The 24,002-nt window shown below is 69.3% G+C and carries 24 protein-coding genes; 9 read left to right on the forward strand and 15 right to left on the reverse strand.

The annotated features are described in order from the left end of the window. Positions 1–3: 3 nt before the first annotated feature. The 5 genes from I1A62_RS12765 to I1A62_RS12785 all read right to left on the reverse strand — a co-directional run bounded on the left by I1A62_RS12765 (position 4) and on the right by I1A62_RS12785 (position 5,414). On the reverse strand, positions 4–654 hold the full coding sequence (locus I1A62_RS12765) for a potassium-transporting ATPase subunit C (RefSeq protein WP_219458828.1): 651 nt from the start codon (positions 652–654) through the stop codon (positions 4–6). Between the two features lie 6 nt (positions 655–660). After that, positions 661–2,763 (reverse strand): potassium-transporting ATPase subunit KdpB, encoded by a 2,103-nt coding sequence (gene kdpB, locus I1A62_RS12770; protein WP_219458829.1) that lies wholly within the window; start codon positions 2,761–2,763, stop codon positions 661–663. Beyond that, positions 2,760–4,445 carry a potassium-transporting ATPase subunit KdpA gene (kdpA, locus tag I1A62_RS12775; protein ID WP_219458830.1) on the reverse strand — a complete coding sequence of 562 codons (1,686 nt, stop codon included), beginning with the start codon at positions 4,443–4,445 and terminating at the stop codon, positions 2,760–2,762. Before kdpA ends, kdpB begins: the two co-directional genes overlap by 4 nt. After that, positions 4,445–4,543, reverse strand: coding sequence for a K(+)-transporting ATPase subunit F (kdpF, locus tag I1A62_RS12780; protein WP_219458831.1), 99 nt, complete (start codon positions 4,541–4,543; stop codon positions 4,445–4,447). The genes kdpA and kdpF overlap by 1 nt, the downstream gene beginning before the upstream one ends. A 241-nt stretch (positions 4,544–4,784) precedes the next feature. Then, positions 4,785–5,414 carry a pyridoxamine 5'-phosphate oxidase family protein gene (locus tag I1A62_RS12785; RefSeq protein WP_219458832.1) on the reverse strand — a complete coding sequence of 210 codons (630 nt, stop codon included), beginning with the start codon at positions 5,412–5,414 and terminating at the stop codon, positions 4,785–4,787. A gap of 78 nt (positions 5,415–5,492) precedes the next feature. Here I1A62_RS12785 and I1A62_RS12790 point away from each other — a divergent pair, with 78 nt between their 5' ends. From I1A62_RS12790 to I1A62_RS12800, 3 genes are read left to right on the forward strand one after another with little or no spacing between them, the layout of a single operon-like run. Beyond that, positions 5,493–6,941: a PLP-dependent aminotransferase family protein gene (locus I1A62_RS12790; protein WP_219458833.1), complete on the forward strand. Its 1,449-nt coding sequence runs from the start codon at positions 5,493–5,495 to the stop codon at positions 6,939–6,941. A gap of 39 nt (positions 6,942–6,980) precedes the next feature. Next, positions 6,981–8,426: an amidase gene (locus I1A62_RS12795; protein ID WP_219458834.1), complete on the forward strand. Its 1,446-nt coding sequence runs from the start codon at positions 6,981–6,983 to the stop codon at positions 8,424–8,426. A gap of 2 nt (positions 8,427–8,428) precedes the next feature. Continuing rightward, the gene (locus tag I1A62_RS12800) at positions 8,429–9,001 is read left to right on the forward strand and encodes a TetR/AcrR family transcriptional regulator (RefSeq protein WP_124391269.1); all 573 of its coding nucleotides are present in this window, start codon (positions 8,429–8,431) and stop codon (positions 8,999–9,001) included. Between the two features lie 43 nt (positions 9,002–9,044). Here I1A62_RS12800 and era read toward each other — a convergent pair whose 3' ends face one another. From era to hrcA, 9 genes are all read right to left on the reverse strand, one after another. Then, positions 9,045–9,962: a GTPase Era gene (gene era, locus I1A62_RS12805; protein WP_072946635.1), complete on the reverse strand. Its 918-nt coding sequence runs from the start codon at positions 9,960–9,962 to the stop codon at positions 9,045–9,047. Then, the gene (locus tag I1A62_RS12810) at positions 9,955–10,287 is read right to left on the reverse strand and encodes a cytidine deaminase (RefSeq protein WP_124391268.1); all 333 of its coding nucleotides are present in this window, start codon (positions 10,285–10,287) and stop codon (positions 9,955–9,957) included. Before I1A62_RS12810 ends, era begins: the two co-directional genes overlap by 8 nt. Then, positions 10,280–11,599 (reverse strand): hemolysin family protein, encoded by a 1,320-nt coding sequence (locus tag I1A62_RS12815; protein ID WP_219458835.1) that lies wholly within the window; start codon positions 11,597–11,599, stop codon positions 10,280–10,282. The genes I1A62_RS12810 and I1A62_RS12815 overlap by 8 nt, the downstream gene beginning before the upstream one ends. 21 nt (positions 11,600–11,620) lie before the next feature. Beyond that, the gene (ybeY, locus tag I1A62_RS12820) at positions 11,621–12,163 is read right to left on the reverse strand and encodes an rRNA maturation RNase YbeY (protein WP_072946632.1); all 543 of its coding nucleotides are present in this window, start codon (positions 12,161–12,163) and stop codon (positions 11,621–11,623) included. A gap of 36 nt (positions 12,164–12,199) precedes the next feature. Next, the gene (locus tag I1A62_RS12825) at positions 12,200–13,273 is read right to left on the reverse strand and encodes a PhoH family protein (RefSeq protein ID WP_124391266.1); all 1,074 of its coding nucleotides are present in this window, start codon (positions 13,271–13,273) and stop codon (positions 12,200–12,202) included. A 108-nt stretch (positions 13,274–13,381) separates the two neighbouring features. Then, complete coding sequence (locus tag I1A62_RS12830) at positions 13,382–14,176, reverse strand: S9 family peptidase (protein ID WP_219458836.1); 795 nt, start codon at positions 14,174–14,176, stop codon at positions 13,382–13,384. A 6-nt stretch (positions 14,177–14,182) separates the two neighbouring features. Further along, entirely contained in the window at positions 14,183–14,944 is a 762-nt protein-coding gene (locus I1A62_RS12835; RefSeq protein WP_219458837.1) for a 16S rRNA (uracil(1498)-N(3))-methyltransferase, read from the reverse strand. A 2-nt stretch (positions 14,945–14,946) separates the two neighbouring features. After that, positions 14,947–16,098 (reverse strand): molecular chaperone DnaJ, encoded by a 1,152-nt coding sequence (dnaJ, locus tag I1A62_RS12840; protein ID WP_124391263.1) that lies wholly within the window; start codon positions 16,096–16,098, stop codon positions 14,947–14,949. 90 nt (positions 16,099–16,188) lie between these two features. Further along, positions 16,189–17,232 (reverse strand): heat-inducible transcriptional repressor HrcA, encoded by a 1,044-nt coding sequence (gene hrcA / locus I1A62_RS12845; protein WP_124391262.1) that lies wholly within the window; start codon positions 17,230–17,232, stop codon positions 16,189–16,191. Positions 17,233–17,441: 209 nt separating this feature from the next. On the opposite strand from hrcA, the gene I1A62_RS12850 reads away from it, so the two are divergent. Further along, positions 17,442–17,759: a type II toxin-antitoxin system VapB family antitoxin gene (locus I1A62_RS12850; RefSeq protein WP_005261240.1), complete on the forward strand. Its 318-nt coding sequence runs from the start codon at positions 17,442–17,444 to the stop codon at positions 17,757–17,759. 18 nt (positions 17,760–17,777) lie between these two features. Here I1A62_RS12850 and hemW read toward each other — a convergent pair whose 3' ends face one another. Further along, a complete protein-coding gene (hemW, locus tag I1A62_RS12855) occupies positions 17,778–18,986 on the reverse strand; it encodes a radical SAM family heme chaperone HemW (RefSeq protein WP_219458838.1) in 1,209 nt (402 codons plus the stop codon). Between the two features lie 138 nt (positions 18,987–19,124). Between hemW and I1A62_RS47195 the strand changes: the two genes are divergently transcribed. The 5 genes from I1A62_RS47195 to I1A62_RS12875 all read left to right on the forward strand — a co-directional run bounded on the left by I1A62_RS47195 (position 19,125) and on the right by I1A62_RS12875 (position 24,002). Further along, positions 19,125–19,217, forward strand: coding sequence for an Ms4527A family Cys-rich leader peptide (locus I1A62_RS47195; RefSeq protein WP_369426193.1), 93 nt, complete (start codon positions 19,125–19,127; stop codon positions 19,215–19,217). A 120-nt stretch (positions 19,218–19,337) separates the two neighbouring features. Further along, on the forward strand, positions 19,338–21,059 hold the full coding sequence (locus I1A62_RS12860; RefSeq protein ID WP_124391258.1) for a nitrite/sulfite reductase: 1,722 nt from the start codon (positions 19,338–19,340) through the stop codon (positions 21,057–21,059). Next, positions 21,023–21,763 (forward strand): phosphoadenylyl-sulfate reductase, encoded by a 741-nt coding sequence (locus I1A62_RS12865; RefSeq protein ID WP_087559556.1) that lies wholly within the window; start codon positions 21,023–21,025, stop codon positions 21,761–21,763. Before I1A62_RS12860 ends, I1A62_RS12865 begins: the two co-directional genes overlap by 37 nt. Then, a complete protein-coding gene (gene cysD, locus I1A62_RS12870; RefSeq protein ID WP_124391256.1) occupies positions 21,760–22,713 on the forward strand; it encodes a sulfate adenylyltransferase subunit CysD in 954 nt (317 codons plus the stop codon). Before I1A62_RS12865 ends, cysD begins: the two co-directional genes overlap by 4 nt. A gap of 2 nt (positions 22,714–22,715) precedes the next feature. Next, positions 22,716–24,002 carry a sulfate adenylyltransferase subunit 1 gene (locus I1A62_RS12875; protein WP_219458839.1) on the forward strand — a complete coding sequence of 429 codons (1,287 nt, stop codon included), beginning with the start codon at positions 22,716–22,718 and terminating at the stop codon, positions 24,000–24,002.

Raw genomic sequence — 24,002 nt, forward strand, 5'->3', positions numbered from 1 at the left:
CCATCATCCACCAGCTGTCGGGGCCGTGCACCGAGGTGCGGTCAGGCCGAGGGCGAGATTCAGCTCGAGGACGTTCACCCGCTCCTCGCCGAGGAACCCGAGTTGCCTTCCCTCGGTGTTCTCGTCGATCAGTTGCCGCACGCGGCTCTCACTGAGGCCGCTCACCCGCGCGACCCTCGGCACCTGCAATGCGGCGTACGCGGGGCTGATCTGCGGGTCGATGCCGGACCCCGATCCGGTGACCGCGTCCGCCGGTACGGCCTCGGGCTGCACGCCCTCGCGGGCGGCGATCGCGTTCCGGCGCTCGATGACGAACGCCGCCAGGATCTCGCTGCTCGGTCCCTGGTTGGTGGGCAGCGCGGTGGCAGGGTCGCCCGGTGTGATCGGATCCTGTTCGGCCACCGACCCGGTGACCCGGTTGTGGAAGAACGGGTCCGGCTCCCCGGCCGGCACCTGCGGGTCGACACCGACCCACCGGCTCCCGACGACGCACCCGGTGGTGTCGCGGACCGGCGAACCCTCGGCCGCGCCGGCGCCGATCCGGCTCACCCCCCACACCGCGGCGGGATAGAGCACGCCGAGAACGGCGGTGAGTGCGAGCAGGACGAGGAGTCCGGCCCAGGTCTGCCGGAGCAGTCCGATGAGAAAACGCATGCAAGGTCACCCAATTCCGGGAATGAGACGGACGACGAGGTCGATGAGCCAGATACCGGCGAACGGTGTGATGACGCCGCCGAGGCCGTAGACCAGCAGGTTACGGCCCAGCAGTTTCGATGCCGACGACGGCCGGTAGCGAACACCTTTCAGCGACAACGGGATCAGGGCCACGATCACGACGGCGTTGAAGATCACCGCCGACAGGATGGCCGATTCCGGTGTGGCCAGCCGCATGACGTTCAGCGTGTCCAGCTGCGGATAGATGACGCTGAACAACGCGGGGAGGATGGCGAAGTACTTGGCCAGGTCGTTGGCGAGCGAGAACGTGGTCAGCGCCCCGCGGGTGATGAGCAGCTGCTTTCCGATCTCCACCACTTCGATGAGCTTGGTGGGATCGGAATCGAGATCCACCATGTTCCCGGCTTCCTTCGCCGCGGACGTGCCGGTGTTCATCGCCACCCCGACGTCCGCCTGGGCCAGGGCTGGGGCGTCGTTGGTGCCGTCACCGGTCATCGCGACGAGCCGCCCGCCCTCCTGTTCCTTGCGGATCAGCGCGAGTTTGTCCTCGGGTGTCGCCTCCGCCATGAAGTCGTCGACACCGGCCTCCTCCGCGATGGCCTTGGCGGTGAGCGGATTGTCGCCGGTGATCATCACCGTGCGGATTCCCATCGCCCGCAGTTCCGCGAACCGCTCGGCGATGCCCGGCTTCACCACGTCCGACAGCGCGATCACGCCGAGCACCGTCGGCGCCTCTGCCTGGATCGAGGCCACCACGAGGGGTGTTCCGCCGGCCTGCGCGATCTCGTTCACGGCGTCGGTGACCGCGGGCGTCGTGTGTCCGCCGAGCGCCTGTACCCAGGTCTGCACCGCGTCGCTCGCGCCCTTGCGGATGCGGGTGCCGTCGATGTCGAGCCCGCTCATCCGGGTCTGCGCCGTGAACGGCACGAACTCCGCCGATCTCTCCGACTCCGACGGTGCGGGGTCCAGCCCGAAGTCGCGGGCGCACAGGTCCACGATGCTGCGGCCCTCGAGGGTGCCGTCCGCGAGGCTGGACAGCCGTGCCGCCGTGGCCAGCTCGAGCGCGGACACTCCCGGTGCGGGATGCAGGGCGGTGGCCTGCCGGTTGCCGAACGTGATGGTGCCGGTCTTGTCCATCAGCAGGGTGTCGATGTCGCCGGCGGCCTCCACCGCCCGCCCCGACATCGCCAGGACGTTGCGCTGCACCAGCCGGTCCATCCCGGCGATGCCGATGGCCGACAGCAGGGCGCCGATCGTGGTGGGGATCAGGCATACCAGCAGCGCGATCAGTTTGATCGGATCCTGTTCCTGCCCCGCGTACAGGCCCATCGGGCCGATCGCGACGACGGCGAGCAGGAAGATGATCGTCAGCGACGCCAGCAGGATGTTCAGCGCGATCTCGTTCGGCGTCTTCTGCCGCGCCGCCCCCTCCACGAGGGCGATCATCCGGTCCACGAACGACTGCCCGGGGGCCGCGGTGACGCGGACGACGATCCGGTCGGACAGTACGGTCGTGCCGCCGGTGACGGCGCACCGGTCGCCGCCGGATTCGCGGACGACGGGCGCGGACTCGCCGGTGACAGCCGACTCGTCCACGGTGGCGATACCCTCGACGACGTCGCCGTCTCCCGGGATCACCTCACCGGCGACGACGACCACGCGGTCGCCGACGGCGAGGTCGGTGCCCGGCACCGATTCGAGAGCGCCGCTCGCCGTGATCCGGTGGGCGACCGTGTCCTGCTTCACCTTCCGCAGGCTCGCCGCCTGTGCCTTGCCCCGCCCCTCCGCGACCGACTCGGCGAGGTTCGCGAACAGCACGGTGAACCACAGCCACGCGGTGACCGCCCAGGAGAACACCGACGGGTCGGCGACGGCCATGACGGTGGTGACGACGGAACCGGCGAACACCACGAACATCACCGGGTTGCGGGCGAGGTGCCGCGGGTCGAGTTTGCGCAGCGCGCCCGGCAGCGCCGTCACCAGCTGGGCGGGGCTGAAGATCCCGGCCTTGACGGGCGCCGGGCCGTGGCCGCCCTCAGGCGTCGTCGTCGAGTCGGTCGCCGGACGACTGGTCACGTTCACACTCACTGCAGAGCCTCCGCGATCGGTCCCAGCGCGAGGGCCGGGAAGAATGTCAGCGCCGCGACGAGCACGACGGTGCCGGTGAGCAGCCCGGTGAACATCGGGCCCGCCGTCGGCAGGGTTCCGGCGCCCGCGGCCGTCTTCTTCTGCGACGCCAAGGAACCGGCGAGCGCGAGGACGAAGATGATCGGCAGTATCCGGCCGAACAGCATGCACACCCCGAGCGCGGCCTGGAACCAGTCGCTCGTGACCGTCAGCCCGCCGAACGCGCTGCCGTTGTTGTTCGACGCCGACGCGAACGCGTACAGCACCTCCGAAAAGCCGTGGATCGATCCGGGACTGCCGGGGTCTCCGCTGTTGCCCTGGTAACCGGTGGTCGAGGACAGGATCACGGTGATTCCCGTTCCGATCAGGACCAGCGCGGGCATCACCAGCACCGACAGTGCGGCGAGGGTGATCTCCCGTTGCCGCAGTTTCTTGCCCAGGTACTCGGGTGTGCGGCCGACGAGGAGTCCCCCGACGAAGACGGCGATCAGAGCGAGGACGAGAATGCCGTAGAGCCCGGTGCCCACACCGCCGGGCGCGATCTCCCCGAGCAGCATGTTCAGCAACACGGCCCCACCACCGAGCGGCGACAGGCTGTCGTGGGCGGAATTCACCGCGCCCGTGGACGTTCCCGTGGTGCTCACGGCGAACAGCGCCGTGCCCGGAATACCGAAGCGGACTTCCTTGCCTTCCATCATCGCGCCTGCCGCGGTGGCGGCGACGCCGCGGTGTCCCGATTCGGCGGCGAGCGTGACGGCGAGCAGTGACCCCCACAGGATGCCCATCACCGCGAGCAGCGTCAGACCCTGTTTGCGCTCGCCGACCATGGTGCCGAACGTGCGGGTGAGGGACACCGGGATCAGCAGGATCGCGAGGATCTCGACGATGTTGCTGACGGGGGTGGGGTTCTCGAACGGGTGCGCCGAGTTGGCGGCGAAAATGCCGCCGCCGTTGGTGCCGAGTTCCTTGATCGCCTCCTGTGAGGCGACGGGGGCGAGGGCGTTGGTGACGGTGTTGCCGTCCAGTCCGATGGATTCGAAGCCTGCGTGGAACGACTGGATCACGCCCTGGCTCAACAGAATCAACGCGATGACGAAGGAGAACGGCAGCAGGATCCGCAGGCTGCCGCGGGTGAGGTCCACCCAGAAGTTGCCGATCTCACCGCCGCGGGCCACGCGGACGAACCCGCGGATCAGCGCGACCGCGACGGCCATGCCGACTGCCGCGGACACGAAGTTCTGCACAGCGAGTCCGACCGGCTGGGTCAGGTTGCTCATCGTGGTCTCGGGGGCGTAGGACTGCCAGTTGGTGTTGGTCACGAACGACACGGCCGTGTTGAACGCGACCGCGGGGCTGACCCCCGTCAGGTCGCCGGACAGCGGCAGCACACCCTGAATGCGTTGCAGGACATACAGGAAGAGCACTCCGGCCATCGAGAAGCCGAGCACGCTGCCTGCGTAGCCGTACCAGGTCTGCTCAGTGTGAGGGTTGATGCGGCACAGGCGGTACAGCACGGATTCGACCCGCAGGTCTCTGCGCGATTCGTACACGCGGGCCATGTAGTCGCCCACCGGCACGTACAGCACCGCGAGGACCGCGATCACGAACGCGATCTGCAGGCCGGCCGCGAGGGCGGGCGTCATCAGAACCGCTCCGGGTCGATGAGCGCGACCAGCAGATACACGACGAGCGCCGCCGCGATCACGATCAGGGCGACAGCGAGTATTCCGGCGGCGGTCATTTCACGCGTCCGGTCTGCAGGGCACGGAGAACGAGCGCGCAACAGGCGAACCCGCCGAGGACGAGCGCTACGTAGGCCACGTCGGCCATGTGAGGATCCCTCTTCGTACTGATCCTGCGGTTCAGCGCAGGCATGACACCCCACGGTTGCGGGGTGTCATGACAGCATCGCGCCGGATCCGGGCGACAGAGACCTCGCTGACGAAGCGCTTACGGGACGTCCAGGGCTCTTGACGCTTTCCTTACGCGGTCCGGGTCAGCCGCGACACGGACGCGGGCACGGGTGTGCCGGTCGCCACCCACGGCGCCGGGACCGGCGCACCGGCGACCGACCGCACGGGGACGACGCCGGCCCACGCACTGCTCGCCTCGGCGGGTTCGCCTGGCGGCGCGTCCCGCACCTTGACGGTCCACTGCCCCGGGGTGATCGGGAGGGCGAGGGCCAGCGTCGCGGCGAGTTCCTTGCGCCGGTGTCCCCGGACCTCCCCGCTGCGACCGGGGATCAGCACGTCCGACAGCGCGTCCAGGGCGCCGGCGGATTCGTCCCGGTCCAGCGTCACGAGATTGCCGCGGACCACCGCGGATCGGTAGTTGGCGGACGAGTCGAACAGCGTGTCCGCGACGACGATTCCGTCGAGCATCGCGACGCACAGCACCGCGGGGGCGCCTGCCGCCACCTGCCGCAGCGCACCGGCCCCGGTGGAACCGTGCAGCAGGATCCTGTCGCCGTCGCGGGCGTAGAGCATTGGCACCGCCCAGGGCAGGCCGTCGACGACGGTGGCGAGCGTGCCCATCGGCGCGGCGTCGAGGACGGCGTCGAGTTGCGCTCGTTCGGTTCGGGCACGGTCCGGGTATCTCATGATCTTGTCCACGCGACCATCCTCACCCACATGTGGTCCGGCTTCCAGATCCACAATTGACAATATCGGCAGACCAGTATTGTGGGTTCCATGCCCCGGATCAGCCCCGAACTGCACCTGACGTTGCGGCTCCCCGACACCGACGCACCGCTTCGGCACCGCATCGCGGAGTCGATCCTCGACGAGATCCGAGGCGGCCGCCTGCGGCCCGGCGATCCGCTGCCCTCCACGCGGGCGCTCGCCGGCCACCTGACGGTCGCGCGGGCGTCGGTGGTCGACGCGTACGACGAACTCTGCTCGTCCGGATACGCGAACGCCCGCGCCGGTTCCGGCACCCGGATCGCGCCGGGCGCCGACGTGGCGGCCCGCGCGCATGCCGCCTCGCACGCGGTCACGCGCACGTCGGACCGGGCAGCGCAGGCCGTGCCCGCGACGCCGGAGCCGCGGTGGGACCTCACCCCGGGCCACCCCGACCCCGGCCTGATCTCGACCACCGACTGGCGCCGGGCGTGGCGGTCGGCCGCGGCCGCCCCGGTGACGTCCGACGTTCCGGGCCCCGACGGGCACCCGGAGTTGCGGCGCGCCCTCGCTGGGCATCTGCGCCGCACCCGGGGCATCGCGGCACGGCCCGACGAACTCGTCATCGTTCCGGGAGTGGGCTCCGCACTCCGGACTCTCGTCGCCGCGGCCGGGCTCGGCGGCCGCGACGTGGTGTTCGAGGAGCCCGGCTACACCCGGGCCCGCCGGGACCTCGAGTCCTCGGGCGCCCGGACACGCTGCGTGCCCGTGGACGACGACGGCCTCGATCCCGCACTGCTGCACAGCACCGACGCAGCCGCGTATTGCACGCCGGCCCATCAGTATCCGATGGGGGCCCGGATGCCGGTGGGCAGCAGGGCCCGGCTCGTCGCCGACGCCGCGGCATCCGGGACGCTGATCATCGAGGACGACTACGACGGCGAATTCCGCTACGACGTGTCGGCGTTGCCCGCCCTGCGCAGCATCGACCGCGGGCCCGACTGCGTGGCGTACGTGGGCACGGCGTCGAAGATCCTCACTCCCGCGATCCGGGTGGCGTGGGTGATCGCCCCGCCGGCCCTGCGGCCGGGGATCGTCCGGGCGCTGGACACGACCGGCGAGTCCTGCTGCGCGATCACGGCGCTCGCGCTGGCGCATTTCATCGACTCGGGTGCGTTGTCGCGGCACCTCGCCCGCGCGTCCCGCACGTATGCGGCCCGCCGGTCGGCATTCGTCGCCGCTCTGGAGCAGCAACTGTCCGCGGTCGGCACGGACGGCGTCGGGGTCGCCGGCATCGAGGCCGGTCTCCATGTGGTCCTGACACTGCCGCGGTCGGTCGACGACGTCGCCCTCTCGGCGGAACTGCAGGACCACGGGGTGACGGTGCCGAGCCTCGCCGACTACCGCACCACGCCGGGCGGACCCCGGGGTCTGGTCTGCGGGTACGCCCGGCTGCCCGAATCCCAGGCGCGCGGCGCCGCCGGGGTGATCGGAGAGGTGGTCTGCCGGCACCTCCACTGATACTGTTCGTTCGAACGAACAGTCACGGGGAGGGGCGAGATGAGCACGGGACAACTGGGCAGTGAACAGCGGCGCGAAGAGGAAGGCGACCGGGCACCGGGACTCGTCGAACAGGTGAACGCCCTGGCCTCCGGCGCCACCACGTCGGTCGCGGCCACCCGCGCCGCCCTCGACCGCATCGACGCGAGCCAGCCGACGCTCAACGCGTTCAAGGTGGTCCGCCGGACCAAGGCACTGGCCGAGGCCGCCGAGGCCGACCGCCGGATCGCCGGCGGTGAACGCCTCCCGCTCCTCGGAGTCCCGATCGCCGTCAAGGACGACGTCGACGTGGCCGGGGAGCCCACCGCGTTCGGCTGCCCGGGCGACTTCCCGCCCGCGGCGCGGGACTCCGAGATGGTGCGGCGACTGCGCGCCGCCGGTGCCGTCGTCGTCGGCAAGACCAACAGTCCCGAACTGGGGCAGTGGCCGCTCACCGGCGGACCCGCCTTCGGCCACACCCGCAACCCGTGGAACGGCGACCACACCCCCGGCGGGTCGTCCGGGGGCGCCGCGGCGGCCGTGTCCGCCGGACTCGTCGCCGCCGCGATCGGCTCCGACGGCGCCGGTTCCATCCGCATCCCCGCCGCGTGGACCAACCTCGTCGGAATCAAACCGCAACGCGGCCGCATCTCCACCTGGCCCGCCGCCGAGGCGTTCTACGGACTCACCGTCAACGGCCCGCTGGCCCGGACGGTCGCCGACGCGGCCCTGCTCCTCGACGTCGCGGCAGGACCTCACGACGGCGACATTCACACCCCGCCACCGGTCACCGTCAGCGACGCCGTCGGCCGCGATCGCGGGCCGCTGCGCATTGCACTGTCGCTGCGGATCCCGTTCACCGCCACCCCCACCACACTGCACCCCGAGGTGCGCCGGGGCGTCGCGCGGATCGCCGAGGCGCTGCGCAGGCTCGGGCACCGCGTCGTGGTGGACGACCCCGACTACGGAATCATGTTCGGGCTCGGTTTCCTCCCCCGGTCGATGGCCGGCATCGACGACTGGATGCGGAAGGTGCCCGACCCGTCCCTCGTCGACCCGCGCACGAAGAGCAACGCCCGGACCGGACGTCTGTTGCGCGGGGCGCCGCTGCGGGCCGCCCGGGCCGCCGAGCCGAGGACGCGTCGACGCGTCGGTGCCATCTTCGACAAATACGACCTCGTCCTCGCCCCCACCACCGCCACTCCCCCGCCGAGAGTCGAGGGGATCGACGGGATCAGTTCGTGGGCCACGGACAAGGTGATCACGGCGGTCTGCCCGTACGCGTGGCCGTGGAACGTGCTGGGCTGGCCCAGCGTGAACGTCCCAGCCGGGTTCACGTCCGGAAACCTTCCGATCGGGGCCCAGCTGATGGGGCACGACAACGCCGAGCCGCTCCTGGTTTCGGTTGCGGCCCAGCTCGAGTCGGTGCTCCGGTGGGACCTGGAACGTCCCGGGAAGTGGTGGTGACCGTGGCCTCGACGGACGTCCGTGACCGGATCCTCGCGGCGGCGCTGCACATCGTGGGCACGGAAGGCATTCCCGGCGTGACCAATCGGCGGATCGCGGCGCAGGCCGGGGTGTCGCTCGGCTCCATCACGTACCACTTCCCCACGCAGACGGACCTGCTGCGCGCCGCGCTGTCGGGGTTCGTGACGGAGGAGACGCAGCGGCTGTCGGAACTGGCGGAGGGGTACCGGGACAAGGGGCTGAGCTTCGAGGACGTCGCCGCACTGACGGAGAAGGTCGCGAAGGATCTGGCGTTCTCCGCCGAGCGGATCGCCCCGTTCGAGCTGTACATCCAGGCGGGCCGCGATCACGAACTCCGTCAGGCCGCCGCCGAATGTTTCGCCGCGTACGACGAATTGACGGTGACGATCCTCACCGCCCTCGGTGTCCCCGACGCGGCGTCCGTCGCCCCCACGGTCGTGGCCACCATCGCCGGCCTGCAGCTGCGCAGACTCGCCACCGGCAGCGACGGGGAGCACGACTTCGCGGCGTCGGTGCTGCTGCTCCTGCGGGCCGCCGGCCCCGTGAGTGAGTAAGGAGTCCCTGGACTCGTTAACCACGCACGGGCGGCGGAGCCGCCTAGAACCCCAGCCTGCCCAGCTGCTTCGGGTCGCGCTGCCAGTCCTTGGCAACCTTCACGTGCAGTTCGAGGAAGATCTTGGTGCCGAGCAGTTTCTCGATCTGCAGCCGCGCCTTGGTGCCCACCTCGCGGAGGCGGGCGCCGCCCTTGCCGATCACGATGCCCTTCTGCGACGGGCGCTCGACGTACAACAGGGCGTGCACGTCGAGCAGTTCGCCCTGCTTCTCGGTGCGTCCCTCGCGGGGGATGATCTCCTCGATGACCACGGCCAGCGAGTGCGGCAGTTCGTCGCCGAGTCCCTCGAGGGCGGCCTCGCGGATGAGTTCGGCCATCAGCGTCTCTTCGGGTTCGTCGGTGAGTTCGCCGTCCGGGTAGAACGCCGGCCCCTCCTCCATCTTCGACGCGAGGACGTCGACCAGCACCTCCACCTGCTCGCCGGACGCGGCGGACACCGGCACGACGTCCGTCTCCGGGCCGAGGAGCTTGGAGACGGCCAGCAACTGCTGCCCGACCATGTCCTTGCTGACCTTGTCGATCTTCGTGACGATGCCGACGAGTGTGGTCTTCGGCGCGATCTGCCGGACCTGCTGCACGATCCACCGGTCGCCGGGGCCGATCTTCTCGTCCGCCGGGATGCACAGGCAGATCACGTCGACCTCGGAGTAGGTGTCGCGCACGAGGTCGTTGAGGCGCTGGCCGAGGAGCGTCCGGGGACGGTGCAGTCCCGGGGTGTCGACGAGGATCAGCTGCGCGTGGTCGCGGTGCACGATGCCGCGGATGGTGTGCCGGGTGGTCTGCGGCCGCGAGGACGTGATTGCGATCTTGCTGCCCACCAGCGCGTTGGTCAGCGTGGACTTGCCCGTGTTGGGCCGTCCGACGAAACAGACGAATCCGGAACGGAATTCGGGTTTACTCATGTTGCTCCTCGATCACGGATCCATCGGTTCGCGCGAAGACGACGGCCGCCTGCGCACTGACTTCGTGTAGCGCGGCGATGCCCGGGTCGTCCGGGTTCCCGCCGATCACGGCTGCCGCTTCGAAACCCTCGGCGCCACTCGACACGGCCGCCGCGACGGCCGCCTGCAGCGCGGTCAGCGACAGCGCCGTCAACGCGACCGCACCGGCGGCGTACGTGCGGCCGTCGAGATCGCGGACGGCGGCGCCCTGGCCACTTCCGGTGCGGCCGAACGCTCCTCGCGCGAGCACGATCAGTTTCGCGTCCTCGGCGTCCAGTTCAGTCATCGTCGCCCTCCCGTTCACGGTCGTTGACGTCGTCGTCCTCGGCGATCGGTGCGCGTTGCACGAAGACCGTGCTGATCCGCACCCGCCCGCGCACGTCGGGCGAACCCTCACCGCGCAGGACGAGACCGTGCGAGACGACCTCCGATCCCGGGAGCGGCACCCTGCCGAGTTCGTATCCGATGAGCCCACCGACTGTTTCGACCTCGTCGTTCTCGACCTCGATGCCGAACAGTTCACCGAGATCCTCGATCGGCAGCCGCGCGGACACGCGGTACATGCCGTCGCCGAGGTCGTCGACCGGCGGGGTCTCGTCCTGGTCGTACTCGTCGGCGATCTCCCCGACGATCTCCTCGATGACGTCCTCGATGGTGACCAGGCCTGCGATGCCACCGTATTCGTCGACCAGCACGGCCATGTGGTTGCGGTCGCGCTGCATCTCGGCGAGCAGGCTGTCGAGGGGTTTGGAATCGGGCACGAACACGGCCGGCCGCATCACGTCGCCGACGAGGACACTGCGGCCGCCGTCGCGCGAGTGGTACGTCTGCTGCACGAGGTCCTTGAGGTAGACCACGCCGAGGACGTCGTCGACGTTCTCCCCGATCACCGGGATCCGCGAATGTCCGCTGCGGACGGCCAGCGACGTCGCCTGCCCCGCGCTCTTGTCGCTCTCGATCCACACCATCTCGGTGCGCGGCACCATCACCTCGCGGGCGGAGGTGTCGCCGAGTTCGAAGACGGACTGGATCATCCGGCGTTCCTCGTCGGCCACGACGCCGCGCTCCTGCGCCATGTCGACGAGTTCGCGCAGTTCGATCTCGGAGGCGAAGGGTCCGTTGCGGAATCCCTTACCCGGGGTGATCGCGTTGCCGATCAGGATGAGCAGGCGGCTGATCGGGCCGAGCAGGGTTCCGATGACCTGCAGGGGAAGCGACGTGATCAGCGCGATCGTGTAGGCGTGCTGGCGGCCGAGCGTGCGCGGGCCGACCCCGATCACCACGTAGTCGACGAGCACCATGATGACGGCGGTGAACGTGAGCGCCCACACGGGTTCGAGGAGGTCGGACAGGCCACCGACGAGCACCACCGTCGCCGTGATCTCGCACAGGATGCGCAGCAGCACCATGAGATTCACGTAGCGAGGGCGATCCGACAGGATGCGGAGCACCCGGGTGGCGCCGGGGCGATCCTCCTTCGCCATCTCCTCGATGCGCGCGGACGAGATCGTATTGAGAGCGGAATCGACGGCGGCGAAGACACCACCGAGAGGGACGAGGACGATCGCGAGGACGATCAGCGCGATGGCGCTACTCACAGAAGACCCTTCACGTGGCGGTTACTGATCCGGGGCGTCGAAGAAGCCGGCCTTGCCGAGCAGCTTCTGGTCCCGGGCAGCGAGCGCGGCGTCACGTTCGGCCCTGCGCAGATCCTCGTACCAGTCGTCGAGCAACTGGTTCTGCAGGCCGAACATCTCCTTCTCCTCCTCCGGTTCGGCATGGTCGTAGCCGAGGAGGTGCAGCACACCGTGCACGGTGAGCAGAGCGAGTTCGTGGGCCAGCGGATGACCGGCCTTGTCGGCCTGGTCGGCGGCGAAGGACGGGCACAGCACGATGTCGCCGAGCATCGACGGTCCCGGCTCGGGTGAATCCGGGCGGCCGCCGGGCTCGAGCTCGTCCATCGGGAACGACATCACGTCGGTGGGACCGGGCAAGTCCATCCACCGCATGTGGAGGTCGGCCATGGTGGCCGAGTCCACGAGGACCATCGACAACTCGGCCGCGGGGTGCACGTCCATCCTCGCGATCACGAAGCGGGCAACGCTGATCAGCTCCTCTTCGGAGACGTCCATGCCCGATTCGTTCGAGACTTCGATGCTCATGTGTGTCGCTTCCTCCTGGTTCCGGCGACACTCACCCTACCGTCGTGGAGAACGCGAGTGCGCCGCTCTCCGCTGTGCGCGGTTCCCGAGCTCGACCTTGCCGTCCCGGTCCGCCTCGAAACGCTCGTACGCGTCGACGATGTCGGACACCAGCCGGTGCCGGACCACGTCGCTGCTGTTGAGTTCGGCGAAGTAGATGTCGTCGATGTCACCGAGGATCTCGGTGGCCGCGCGGAGCCCGGACCGGGCGCCGCCCGGAAGGTCCACCTGCGTGACGTCGCCGGTGACGACGACCTTGGAACCGAAGCCGAGGCGGGTGAGGAACATCTTCATCTGCTCGGCGGTGGTGTTCTGCGCCTCGTCGAGGATGATGAACGCGTCGTTGAGCGTGCGGCCGCGCATGTACGCGAGCGGCGCCACCTCGATGACACCCGACTGCATCAGCTTCGGGATGGCCTCGGGGTCCATCATGTCGTGCAGGGCGTCGTGCAGCGGCCGCAGGTACGGGTCGATCTTCTCGTGCAGCGTTCCGGGCAGGAACCCGAGCCGCTCGCCCGCCTCGACCGCGGGGCGGGTGAGGATGATCCGCGACACCTGCTTGGTCTGCAGCGCCTGCACGGCCTTCGCCATGGCGAGGTACGTCTTGCCGGTGCCCGCGGGCCCGATGCCGAACACGATGGTGTTGGCGTCGATCGCGTCGACGTATCGCTTCTGGTTCAGCGTCTTCGGCCGGATCGTCTTGCCGCGACGCGACAGGATGTCGAGAGTGAGGACCTCGGCGGGGGAATCGCTCAGACCCTGCGTGAGCATGCCGACCGTGCGGCGCACCGCGTCCGGGGTCAGCGGCTGCCCGCGGCCGACGATGGCGCTCAGTTCGGCGATGACCCGCTCGGCGAGCGCGACGTCGCCCGGTCGTCCTGTCAGAGTGACGGTGTTGCCGCGTACATGGATGTCTGCGTCCAGGACCCGTTCGAGAGCGCGCAGATTCTCGTCGGAAGAACCGAGGAGAGGCGGGACCGTTTCGGGTGGGAGATCGATACTCGAACGCACGGTGCGTTCCGCCGGACGCGTGGCGCCGAACGTCTCGCCGTTCTGGTCTTGTTCGCTCACGTGAGGGATATGGCCTTCTTCCCGGTTCCTGGTCGGTCACGACGGTCGTCGCGATGAAGGAAGTCTATCGCTCGCAGGTCACAGCGCCCACTCGATTACGCGACGCCGTCACCGATCCGGGACGTCCGGATTCTCGCGCAGCCACCGCGGCGCGTCGTCGGACAGTAGGGCGTCCCGCGAGATCTTCCAGCACTCGGTCTCGGAATTCAGGAACGCGTAGTGATCTTCCCCGTCGACGACATGCAGGGCGACCGGATCGCCCGCCGCCCGCGCCGCCTCGCTGTACCGGACGCTCACCTTCGCCGGGACCTGTGCGTCCTCGGTGCCGTGGATGCACACCACCGGTACCCCGGTGGGGATGCGGTGCAGCGGGGACGCGGCGCGGTACCGGTCCGGGTCCTCGTCGAACGGCACCCCGAGGAGATCCTCGATGTACCCGATCCGCCTGCCGCGTTCCCCCGCGGAGGCGAGGTCGAGGGCGCCTGCCTGCGACACGACCCTGTCCGGCCGGACCGTCGTCTGCCGCTGACCGGCCAGCCACACCGCCAGTTGCCCGCCGGCCGAGTGACCGACGACCCGGACCTTCGACAGGTCGAACGGGACGGGCGAGCGCTCGGCGACCGGACCGGCGATCGCGTCGAGCGCGGCGAGAACGTCGGCGGACATCTCGTCCCATCGGCCGCCCGCGCCGAGCCTGCGGTATTCGATGTTCCAGACGGCGACGCCGTGGCGGGCCAGGTCGACCGCGAAACTCGTGCCCAGGTTCAGGTGGTATTTCCCGCTCCAGAAACCGCCGTGGACGACCATCACCACCGGCACCGGGGTCGACACCGGTTCCTCCGGCGGATAGAAGTGCCCGAACTGCTGCGGTTCGGTTCCGTAGGCGATGCGAATGCGGTCCACGGACAGTCAGGCTAGCGGGGCCGCGCCCCAGCGGTCGGTGAGGACGCCGATGGCACCGAGCGCGACGGCCGCCGCGGTCGAGGTCCGCAGGACGTGCGGACCGAGCAGCACCGGCACGGCGCCCGCCTCGGTCAGCGCGGTGATCTCGTCGTCGGCGATGCCGCCCTCGGGACCGACGACGAGCACGATCTCGGTGGCCGAGCGCAACGGAAGCTCGGCGATGCCCAGCGTCGCCGCCTCGTGCAGCACGGCGACGACTCCGCCCCGGCCGGTCACCTCGCGGACGACGGCGAGCATTCCGGCGGTGCGGTGCAGTTCCGACACCTCGGGCACGATCGCCCGCCGGGACTGTTTGGCGGCGGCGAGAGCCGCGCTACGCCAGCGAGCGACACCCTTCGCGACCTTCGGGCCCTCCCACCGCGCCACGCACCGGGACGACTGCCACGGCACGATCGCGTCGACCCCGGCCTCGGTGGCCAGCTCGACCGCCAGCTCGGACCGCTCCGCCTTCGGAAGCGCCTGCACCACGGTCACACTCGGCGACGGCGCCGTCACCTGACGCCGCTCGTGGACGGTGAGTTCGAGGCGGTCCTTACCGGCCGCCGTCACCTCGGTGTCGGCGAGACCGCCCCGGCCGTCGGCCAGCACGATCCGCTCCCCGACGCCGATCCGGCGCACCGTCGCGGCATGCCTGCCCTCCGGGCCGTCCAGGACGGCGGTGCTCCCCACCTCGGGCAGCGGGTCGAGGAAGAAGACCGTCGCCGCCACGGTCAGCGACCGCTGAACGCTTCACGCAGGCGCGAGAACAGTCCGCCGCTGTGCTGGGACCCGGTGGAGACGACCTCGGCGACGTCACGGTCGCGCAGGTCCTTGAGTTCGCGGAGAATCTTCGTCTCCTTGTGGTCGAGGCGCGACGGCACCACGACCTCGAGGTGTGCGTGCACGTCGCCGCGGATACCGGACCGCAGCTTCGGCATGCCGTGCCCGCGCAGGACCGTCACCGATCCCGGCTGGGTGCCCGGCTCGATGGTGATCTCCTTGGGACCGTCGATGATCGTGTCGATCGTCACGGTCGTGCCGAGGGCGGCGTCGATCATCGGAACCCGGATCGTGCAGTGCAGGTCCTCGCCGTCGCGCACGAACACTTCGTGCGCCTGCTCGACGACCTCGACGTACAGGTCGCCTGCGGGTCCGCCGCCGGGGCCGACCTCACCCTGCGCGGCGAGCCGGATCCGCATGCCGCCCGCGACGCCGGCGGGCACCTTCACCGTGATGTCGCGGCGGGCGCGCACCCGGCCGTCGCCGCCGCACTTGTGGCACGGGTCGGGAATCGTCTCGCCGGCGCCGCGGCAGGTGGGGCACGGCCGGGACGTCATGACCTGACCGAGGAACGAACGCTGCACCGACTGGACCTCGCCCGCGCCGCCGCACGTCTCACAGCGCACCGGCTTGGAGTCGCCGTTGGTACCCGAACCGGTGCAGCTGTCGCACAGGATCGCCGTCTCGACGGTGACGTGCTTGCTGACACCGGTCGCGCACTCCGCCAGCGTCAGCTTGGTGCGCAGGAGCGAATCGGCGCCCGGCTGGACACGGCCGCGCGGCCCGCGGCCCGCTCCGCCTCCGCCGCCGAAGAACGCTTCGAACACGTCGCCGAGGCCGCCACCGAAACCGCCGCCGAAGCCGGCACCGCCTCCGCCGCCGCCCGAGGAGAGAGGGTCGCCGCCGAGGTCGACGATGCGGCGCTTCTCCGGGTCCGACAGCACCTCGTAGGCCGTCGAGATGTCCCGGAACCGGGCCTGCGCCGCCTCGTCGGGGTTCACGTCGGGATGCAGTTCCCTCGCCAGCTTGCGGTACGCGCGCTTGAGCTCCTGATCGGTCGCCTTCTGATCGACGCCGAGCGTTGCGTAGTAATCCCGTGCCACGTTGAGTCTCTCGTCCTTCTCTACTTCGTTATCTCGCCACTAGTACCTGTGCGCGCTGTCTACGCGCGGCGCTGTCGCCGGGCCGGGCCGTCACCGCTCGGCGAGCACCTGGCCGATGTATCTCGCAACGGCTGCCACCGACGCGATTGTTCCCGGATAGTCCATCCGGGTGGGTCCGAGCACGCCCATTCCGCCGAGCACGGTGCCCGCCGCACCGTAGCCGGTCGAGATGACGGAGGTGCCGCGCATCTGCTCCACCTGGGTTTCCTCGCCGATCCGCACCGTCACGGTGCCCGCGTCCTGGGTGGCGGCCAGCAGCTTGAGCACCACCACCTGCTCCTCGAGCGCCTCCAGGACCGCGCGCAGCGAACCGGGGAATCCGCTGATCCCCGTGAAGTCGGCCGCGTTGCGGGTCAGGTTCGCCGTGCCGCCGAGGACGAGGCGCTCCTCGGGATGCTCGACGAGCGTTTCCACCAGCACGGTGGCCGAACGGATCACGGCGTCACGCAGATCTTCGGGGGCCTCGTCGATCAGTTCCGACACGGCGATGGACGCCGCCGCGAGCCGTTTGCCGTCGAGGGCGCCGCCGAGCAGTCCGCGCAGCCGCGCCAGGTCCTCGTCGTCGAGGACGTCGCCGAGTTCGACGATGCGCTGATCCACTCGGCCCGAATCGGTGATGAGCACCAGCAGCAGGCGGGCGGGAGTCAGCGCGACCACCTCGAGGTGGCGGACCGACGACGCCGACAGTGTGGGATATTGCACAACCGCGACCTGGCGTGTGAGTTGCGCGAGCAGGCGCACACCGCGCCGGAGGACGTCGTCCAGGTCGACACCGGACTCGAGGAAATCGAGGATCGCGCGGCGCTCCGCCGTCGACAGCGGCTTCACGTCGGCGATGCGGTCGACGAACTGCCGGTAGCCCTTGTCGGTGGGGACACGACCCGAACTCGTGTGCGGCTGGGCGATGTAGCCCTCGCTCTCGAGAAACGCCATGTCGTTGCGCACGGTCGCACTGGAAACACCCAGATTGTGCCGCTCGACCAGCGCCTTCGATCCCACCGGCTCCTGGGTCGAGACGTAGTCGGCGACGATGGCGCGGAGAACCTCGAACCGTCTGTCGTCCGTACTCGACATCGCCGTCCACCTCCAATTCTCGATCGTCACGAGCAGCGACGTCACCGAACCTTCGTTCGGGTCGGCCGTCACATCCCCTGAGCTACGCGCAGATGCGCGTGCGTCTCGGCTCGGTCCAGTCTAATCGTCGCGTCGCCGATACCGGTTCAGGCCTTACTGTGGTGGGCGGAGACGAGCAGAGGCAACGACCATGGGCGGATGACGAGGCGATGATTTTCAAAGGTGTCATGGACGGCAAGCCGTACCCGGACCACGGGTTGTCGCTGCGCGACTGGTCCAAGATCCCGCCGCGGCAGGTGCGGCTCGACGAGATCGTCACCACGACCAAGGTTCTCGAACTCGACCGGCTGCTGTCGGAGGACTCGACGTTCTACGGCGACCTGTTCCCGCACGCCGTGCAGTGGCACGGGGTGCTCTACCTCGAGGACGGATTGCACCGGGCAGTGCGCTCGGCGCTGCGGAACCGCGTCGTGCTGCACGCCCGCGTGTTCGACTACGACGAGATGCCCGGCATCGTCACGGCCTGAGCCTCAGACAGCCGAGCGTCAGCGCAGGACCGTCCGGACCACGGCGTCGGCGAGGAGCCGCCCGCGGTCGGTCAGCACCAGCTGCTCCCCCGCACGCACCAGTAGTCCGTCGGCGACCACCGTCTCCGCCGCGCGCCGCTCCGCGTCGTCCAGTTCCGCCACGGGAAGCCCCGTGCGCAGCCGCGCCGTCAGCATCACCCGCTCGACGTGGACGTCCTCCTCCGTCAGCTGCTCGCTCCCACCGACCGGCAGGCTTCCCGCCGCCAACTGGTCCGCGTAGCGCGCCGGATGTTTGACGTTCCACCAGCGCACACCGCCGACGTGGCTGTGCGCGCCCGGCCCGGCGCCCCACCAGTCGCCGCCGTCCCAGTAGCCCAGGTTGTGCCGGCAGGCCGCGTCCTCGCGCGCCCAGTTCGACACCTCGTACCAGGTCAGGCCCGCCTCCGCGAGCCGGGCGTCGATCCGCTCGTACCGCGACGCGAGCACGTCGTCGTCGGGGGCGGGCAGTTCGCCGCGGCGCACCTTCCGCGCCAGGGCGGTGCCGTCCTCGACGATCAGTGCGTACGCGGACACGTGGTCCACGCCCGCCGAGAGCACCGCGTCCAGCGACAGGTCGAGGTCCTCGTCGCGCTCCCCCGGCGTTCCGTAGATGAGGTCGAGATTGACGTGCCCGAACCCGGCGGCCCGCGCCTCCAGCGCCGCCGCCACCGCCCGTCCCGGCGTGTGGGTGCGGTCGAGCACCTTCAGCACGTGCTGCGCCGCCGACTGCATGCCCAGCGAGATCCGCGTGAATCCGCCCGCGAGCAACCGTTCGAAGAACTCCGGCGACGTGGACTCCGGGTTCGACTCGGTGGTCACCTCGGCGCCGTCCGCGAGCCCGAAACTCGAGCGGACCGCACCCAGGACGTCCGCCAGGCCGTCGCCGCCGAGAAGGGACGGCGTGCCGCCGCCGACGAAGACCGTGTCGACGGCCGGAGCGCCCGTCATCTGCGCCGCCAGGTCGAGTTCGCGGCGCAACCCCTCCATCCACGACTGCGGCGACGCCGCCGTCCCCAGCTCACCGGCCGTGTACGTGTTGAAATCGCAGTATCCGCAGCGTGTGGCACAGAAAGGCACGTGCACGTAGATCCCGAACGGCCGACTGCCCACACCCGCCAGCGCACTCTCGGGCAGCGCGAATGCCGCCGCCTCACCCCGACCGACCGTGGAAGTACTCGTTCCGTTCACGGTTCCAGTCTCCCAGGCTTCTCGACCCGCGGTCCCCACCCGACTGTCCGCGGGCCCTCGCCGTGATATTTCCCGCAAAAATGGTGGAAATCGGTGCCCGGCTCTGCGTGAGCGATCTGACGTGGCACAATGGTCTGCATGACCGGACCCGGAGTGCGACTTGTGGCGCGTCGCCACGTCGATCTCAAGCGTGTCTGCAGCTGTTGTTGTCTGCCCTGTCTCGCGCAGTAATTCAGCCTGTCAGCCCGTTCATCATTCTTCTCGACTTCCGGCCGGATTCGAATGCCCCGAGCGAGGATAAGCCCTCCTCCTCGGCCTCAGCCGGTGCATCTTGAGATTCAGGAGTGCTCCATGACGTCGACCACCGACGCCTCCCCCGCTGCCGCCCAGGCAGCACCCGCGCGCACGCGCACGGCGAAGCCGGCCCGGCGACGTGCCGAAGGCCAGTGGGCCCTCGGCTACCGCGAGCCCCTCAACGCCAACGAGCAGGCCAAGAAGGACGACAACCCGCTCAACGTCCGGGCACGCATCGAGAACATCTACTCGAAGCAGGGCTTCGACAGCATCGACAAGGGCGACCTGCGGGGCCGCATGCGCTGGTGGGGTCTCTACACCCAGCGCGAGCAGGGCTACGACGGCACGTTCACCGGTGACGAGAACATCGACCTGCTCGAAGCCAAGTACTTCATGATGCGGGTCCGCTGCGACGCCGGCGCCCTGAATGTCGAGCAGTTGCGCACCATCGCCGGGATCTCCACCGAGTTCGCCCGCGACACCGCCGACCTCTCGGACCGCGAGAACGTCCAGTACCACTGGATCGAGGTCGAGAACGTCCCCGAGATCTGGAAGCGCCTCGAAGGCGTCGGCCTCAAGACCACGGAAGCGTGCGGCGACTGCCCCCGCGTCGTCCTCGGTTCACCGCTGGCAGGCGAATCGCTGTCCGAGGTCCTCGACCCGACTCCCGCGATCGACGAGATCGTCCGCCGCTACATCGGCAAGCCCGAGTACTCCAACCTGCCGCGCAAGTTCAAGACCGCGATCTCCGGCCAGCAGGACGTGGTGCACGAGATCAACGACGTCGCGTTCGTCGGCGTCAACCACCCCGAGCACGGTCCCGGCCTCGACCTGTGGGTCGGCGGCGGCCTGTCCACCAACCCGATGCTGGCGCAGCGCGTCGGCGTCTGGGTGCCGCTCGACGAGGTTCCCGACGTGTGGGAAGCCGTGGTGTCGATCTTCCGCGACTACGGCTACCGCCGGCTGCGGAACAAGGCGCGCCTGAAGTTCCTGGTGAAGGACTGGGGCATCGAGCGGTTCCGCGAGGTCCTCGAGACCGAGTACCTCGAGCGCAAGCTCATCGACGGCCCCGCGCCGGAGAAGCCCACCCGGCCGATCGACCACGTCGGTGTGCAGAAGACCCGCAACGGTCTCAACGCCGTCGGTGTCGCCCCCATCGCGGGTCGCGTGTCGGGCACAATCCTGGCCAAGGTCGCGGACGCCGCCGAGCGTGCGGGCAGCGACAAGATCCGCTTCACGCCGTACCAGAAGCTGATCATCCTCGACGTCGCCGACGACAAGCTCGAGCAGCTGATCGCCGACCTGGACGAGCTGGGCCTGCCCGCGCGTCCGTCGCACTGGCGCAAGAACCTGATGGCCTGCTCGGGCATCGAGTTCTGCAAACTGTCGTTCGCGGAGACGCGGAAGCGCTCGCAGGTGCTCGTTCCCGAACTCGAGCAGCGGCTGGCCGACATCAACGCGCAGCTCGACGTGCCGATCACGATCAACATCAACGGCTGCCCCAACTCCTGCGCCCGCTCGCAGGTCGCGGACATCGGGTTCAAGGGAATGCTCGTCGACGACGGCGACGGCAACCAGGTGGAGGGCTTCCAGGTCCACCTTGGCGGCAGCCTCGGATTCGATTCGGCCTTCGGCCGGAAGCTTCGCCAGCACAAGGTCACCAGCGTCGAACTCGGTGACTACATCGATCGCGTCGTCCGGCAGTTCGTGAAGCACCGCAACGAGGGTGAACGCTTCGCGGAATGGGTCGTGCGCGCAGACGAAGGAGACTTGCGTTGAATCTCGCCACAGCCACACAGGAGGACCTACGGCTCCTTGCCGCGCAGGGGGCGGCAAGTCTCGAAGGCGCCTCCGCGCGGGAATTGCTGCAGTGGACGGAGGACACGTTCGGCAGCGACTACATCGTCGCGTCGAATATGCAGGATGGTGTTCTCGTTCACCTCGCCGCCCAGATTCATCCCGGCGTGGACGTGCTGTTCCTCGACACCGGCTACCACTTCGCGGAGACCATCGGCACCCGTGACGCCGTCGAGCAGGTGTACGGCGTCAACGTGATCAACGCGCGGGCCGAGGCGAGTGTCGCCGAGCAGGACGCGGCGGAGGGCAAGGATCTGTTCGCCCGCGAACCCAACCGGTGCTGCGCACTGCGGAAGGTCGCGCCGCTGAAGAAGACACTCGCCGGCTACAAGGCGTGGGTCACCGGCATCCGCCGGGTCGAGGCCCCCACCCGCGCCAACGCCCCCCTGATCTCGTTCGACGACGCGTTCGGTCTGGTGAAGATCAATCCGATCGCCGCGTGGTCCGACGAAGACATGCAGTCCTACATCGACGAGCACTCGATTCTGGTGAATCCTCTCGTCGACGAGGGCTATCCGTCCATCGGGTGCGCTCCGTGCACCAGCAAGCCAGCCCCCGGCAGCGATCCGCGCAGCGGCCGCTGGGCCGGTCAGGCCAAGACAGAATGCGGGTTGCACGCCTCATGACCATCGACATCTCCACTTCCCTCGCAGAAGCCGCCGCCCGGCCGCAGTTGGACGGAACGCAGTTCGACACGCTCGACGCACTCGAGTCGGAAGCGATCCACATCTTCCGCGAGGTCGCGGGCGAGTTCGAACGCCCCGTGATCCTGTTCTCCGGCGGCAAGGACTCCACGGTGCTGCTGCACCTGGCGATCAAGGCGTTCTGGCCTGCGCCGCTGCCGTTCGCGCTGCTGCACGTCGACACGGGCCACAACCTGCAGGAAGTCCTCGACTTCCGCGACCACGTCGTGGCCAAGTACAACCTGCGCCTGCACGTGGCGAAGGTCGAGGACTACCTGGCCGACGGCCGTCTCACCGAGCGTCCCGACGGGATCCGGAACCCGCTGCAGACGGTTCCCCTGCTCGACGCGATCTCCGAGAACCGTTTCGACGCGGTCTTCGGTGGCGCTCGCCGCGACGAGGAGCGGGCCCGCGCCAAGGAGCGGATCTTCTCGCTGCGCAACGCATTCGGCCAGTGGGATCCGAAGAAGCAGCGCCCCGAACTGTGGAACCTGTACAACGGCAAGCACTCCCCCGGCGAGCAGGTCCGCGTCTTCCCGCTCAGCAACTTCACCGAACTCGACATCTGGCGGTACATCGCCCGCGACAACGTCGAACTGGCCAGCATCTACTACGCGCACCAGCGCGAGGTGTACCAGCGCGACGGCATGTGGATGACGCCCGGCGTGTGGGGCGGACCGTCCGAGGGCGAAGACCTGCTGACGCTATCGGTGCGGTACCGCACCGTCGGCGACGGGTCCACCACCGGCGCAGTTCTTTCCGAGGCCGGCGACAACGATGCGATCCTCGCCGAGGTCGCAGCGTCCCGTCTGACCGAGCGCGGCGCGACCCGTGGCGACGACCGAGTATCCGAAGCGGCCATGGAAGACCGCAAGCGAGAGGGCTATTTCTGATCATGAGTGATCTTCTGAGGCTTGCCACCGCCGGCAGTGTGGACGACGGCAAGTCGACCCTCGTCGGCCGTCTGCTGTACGACACGAAATCGGTTCTCGCCGATCAGATCGACGCCGTCACCCGGGCGTCGGTGGACAAGGGCCTGTCCACCCCGGACCTGTCGCTGCTGGTCGACGGCCTGCGCGCGGAGCGTGAACAGGGCATCACGATCGACGTGGCCTACCGGTACTTCGCGACGCCGCGCCGCTCGTTCGTCCTCGCCGACACTCCCGGGCACGTGCAGTACACCCGGAACACGGTGTCGGGTGCGTCCACCGCGCAGATGGTGATCCTGCTGGTCGACGCCCGCAAGGGTGTCATCTCGCAGACGCGGAAGCACGCCGCCGTTCTCGCGCTGCTGGGTGTCCCCAAGCTGGTGCTGGCCGTCAACAAGATCGACCTCGTCGAGGACCCGGCCACCGTGTTCGCGACCATCTCGGCGGAGTTCAACTCGCTGACCAGTTCTCTCGGCTGGGCGTCCGAGGACGTCGTCGAGATCCCGGTGTCGGCCCTGCACGGCGACAACGTCGCGGTGCGTTCGGAGAACACCCCGTACTACGACGGCCCCACGCTCATCGAGCACCTCGAGTCGGTGCCGGTCGACGCCGAACCCCACCGGGTCGGTCTCCGTTTCCCCGTCCAATACGTGATCCGTCCGCGGACCGCCGAGTTCCCCGACTACCGCGGGTACGCCGGACAGGTCGCCGCAGGTGAGGTGACGCCGGGCGACGAGGTCGTGATCCTGCCGTCGGGTGTCCGCACCACGGTCACCCGCATCGACACGGCGGACGGCGAACTCGACAGCGCCCACGCAGGCCGCAGCGTCACTCTGGTGCTGGCCGACGACGTCGACGTCTCCCGCGGTGACGTCATCGCCTCGCCCTCCGACGCCCCGGAGCCGCTCGGCGAGTTCGACGCGACCGTCTGCTGGCTGGCCGAGAAGCCGCTGCGTCCCGGTGCCCGCCTGCTGCTCAAGCACGGCACCCGCACCACGCAGGCCATCGTGGGCACGCTCGTCGAGCGTTTCAACGAGCAGGAGCTCACGTCGGAGCCGAGCCCGGAGTCGCTGGAGCTCAACGAGATCGGCAAGATCTCGGTGCGTGTCGCCGAGCCGATCGTCGCCGACGACTACACCGTGAACCGCCACACCGGCAGCTTCCTGCTGATCGATCCGGCCGGCGGCAACACGCTCGCAGCCGGCCTCGTCGGGGATGCCATCGCAGCGGTGGAGCTCGGCGAGCGCGTCTAA

The organism is Rhodococcus sp. USK10, from assembly GCF_019378875.1.
Taxonomy (GTDB): domain Bacteria; phylum Actinomycetota; class Actinomycetes; order Mycobacteriales; family Mycobacteriaceae; genus Rhodococcus_F; species Rhodococcus_F pseudokoreensis.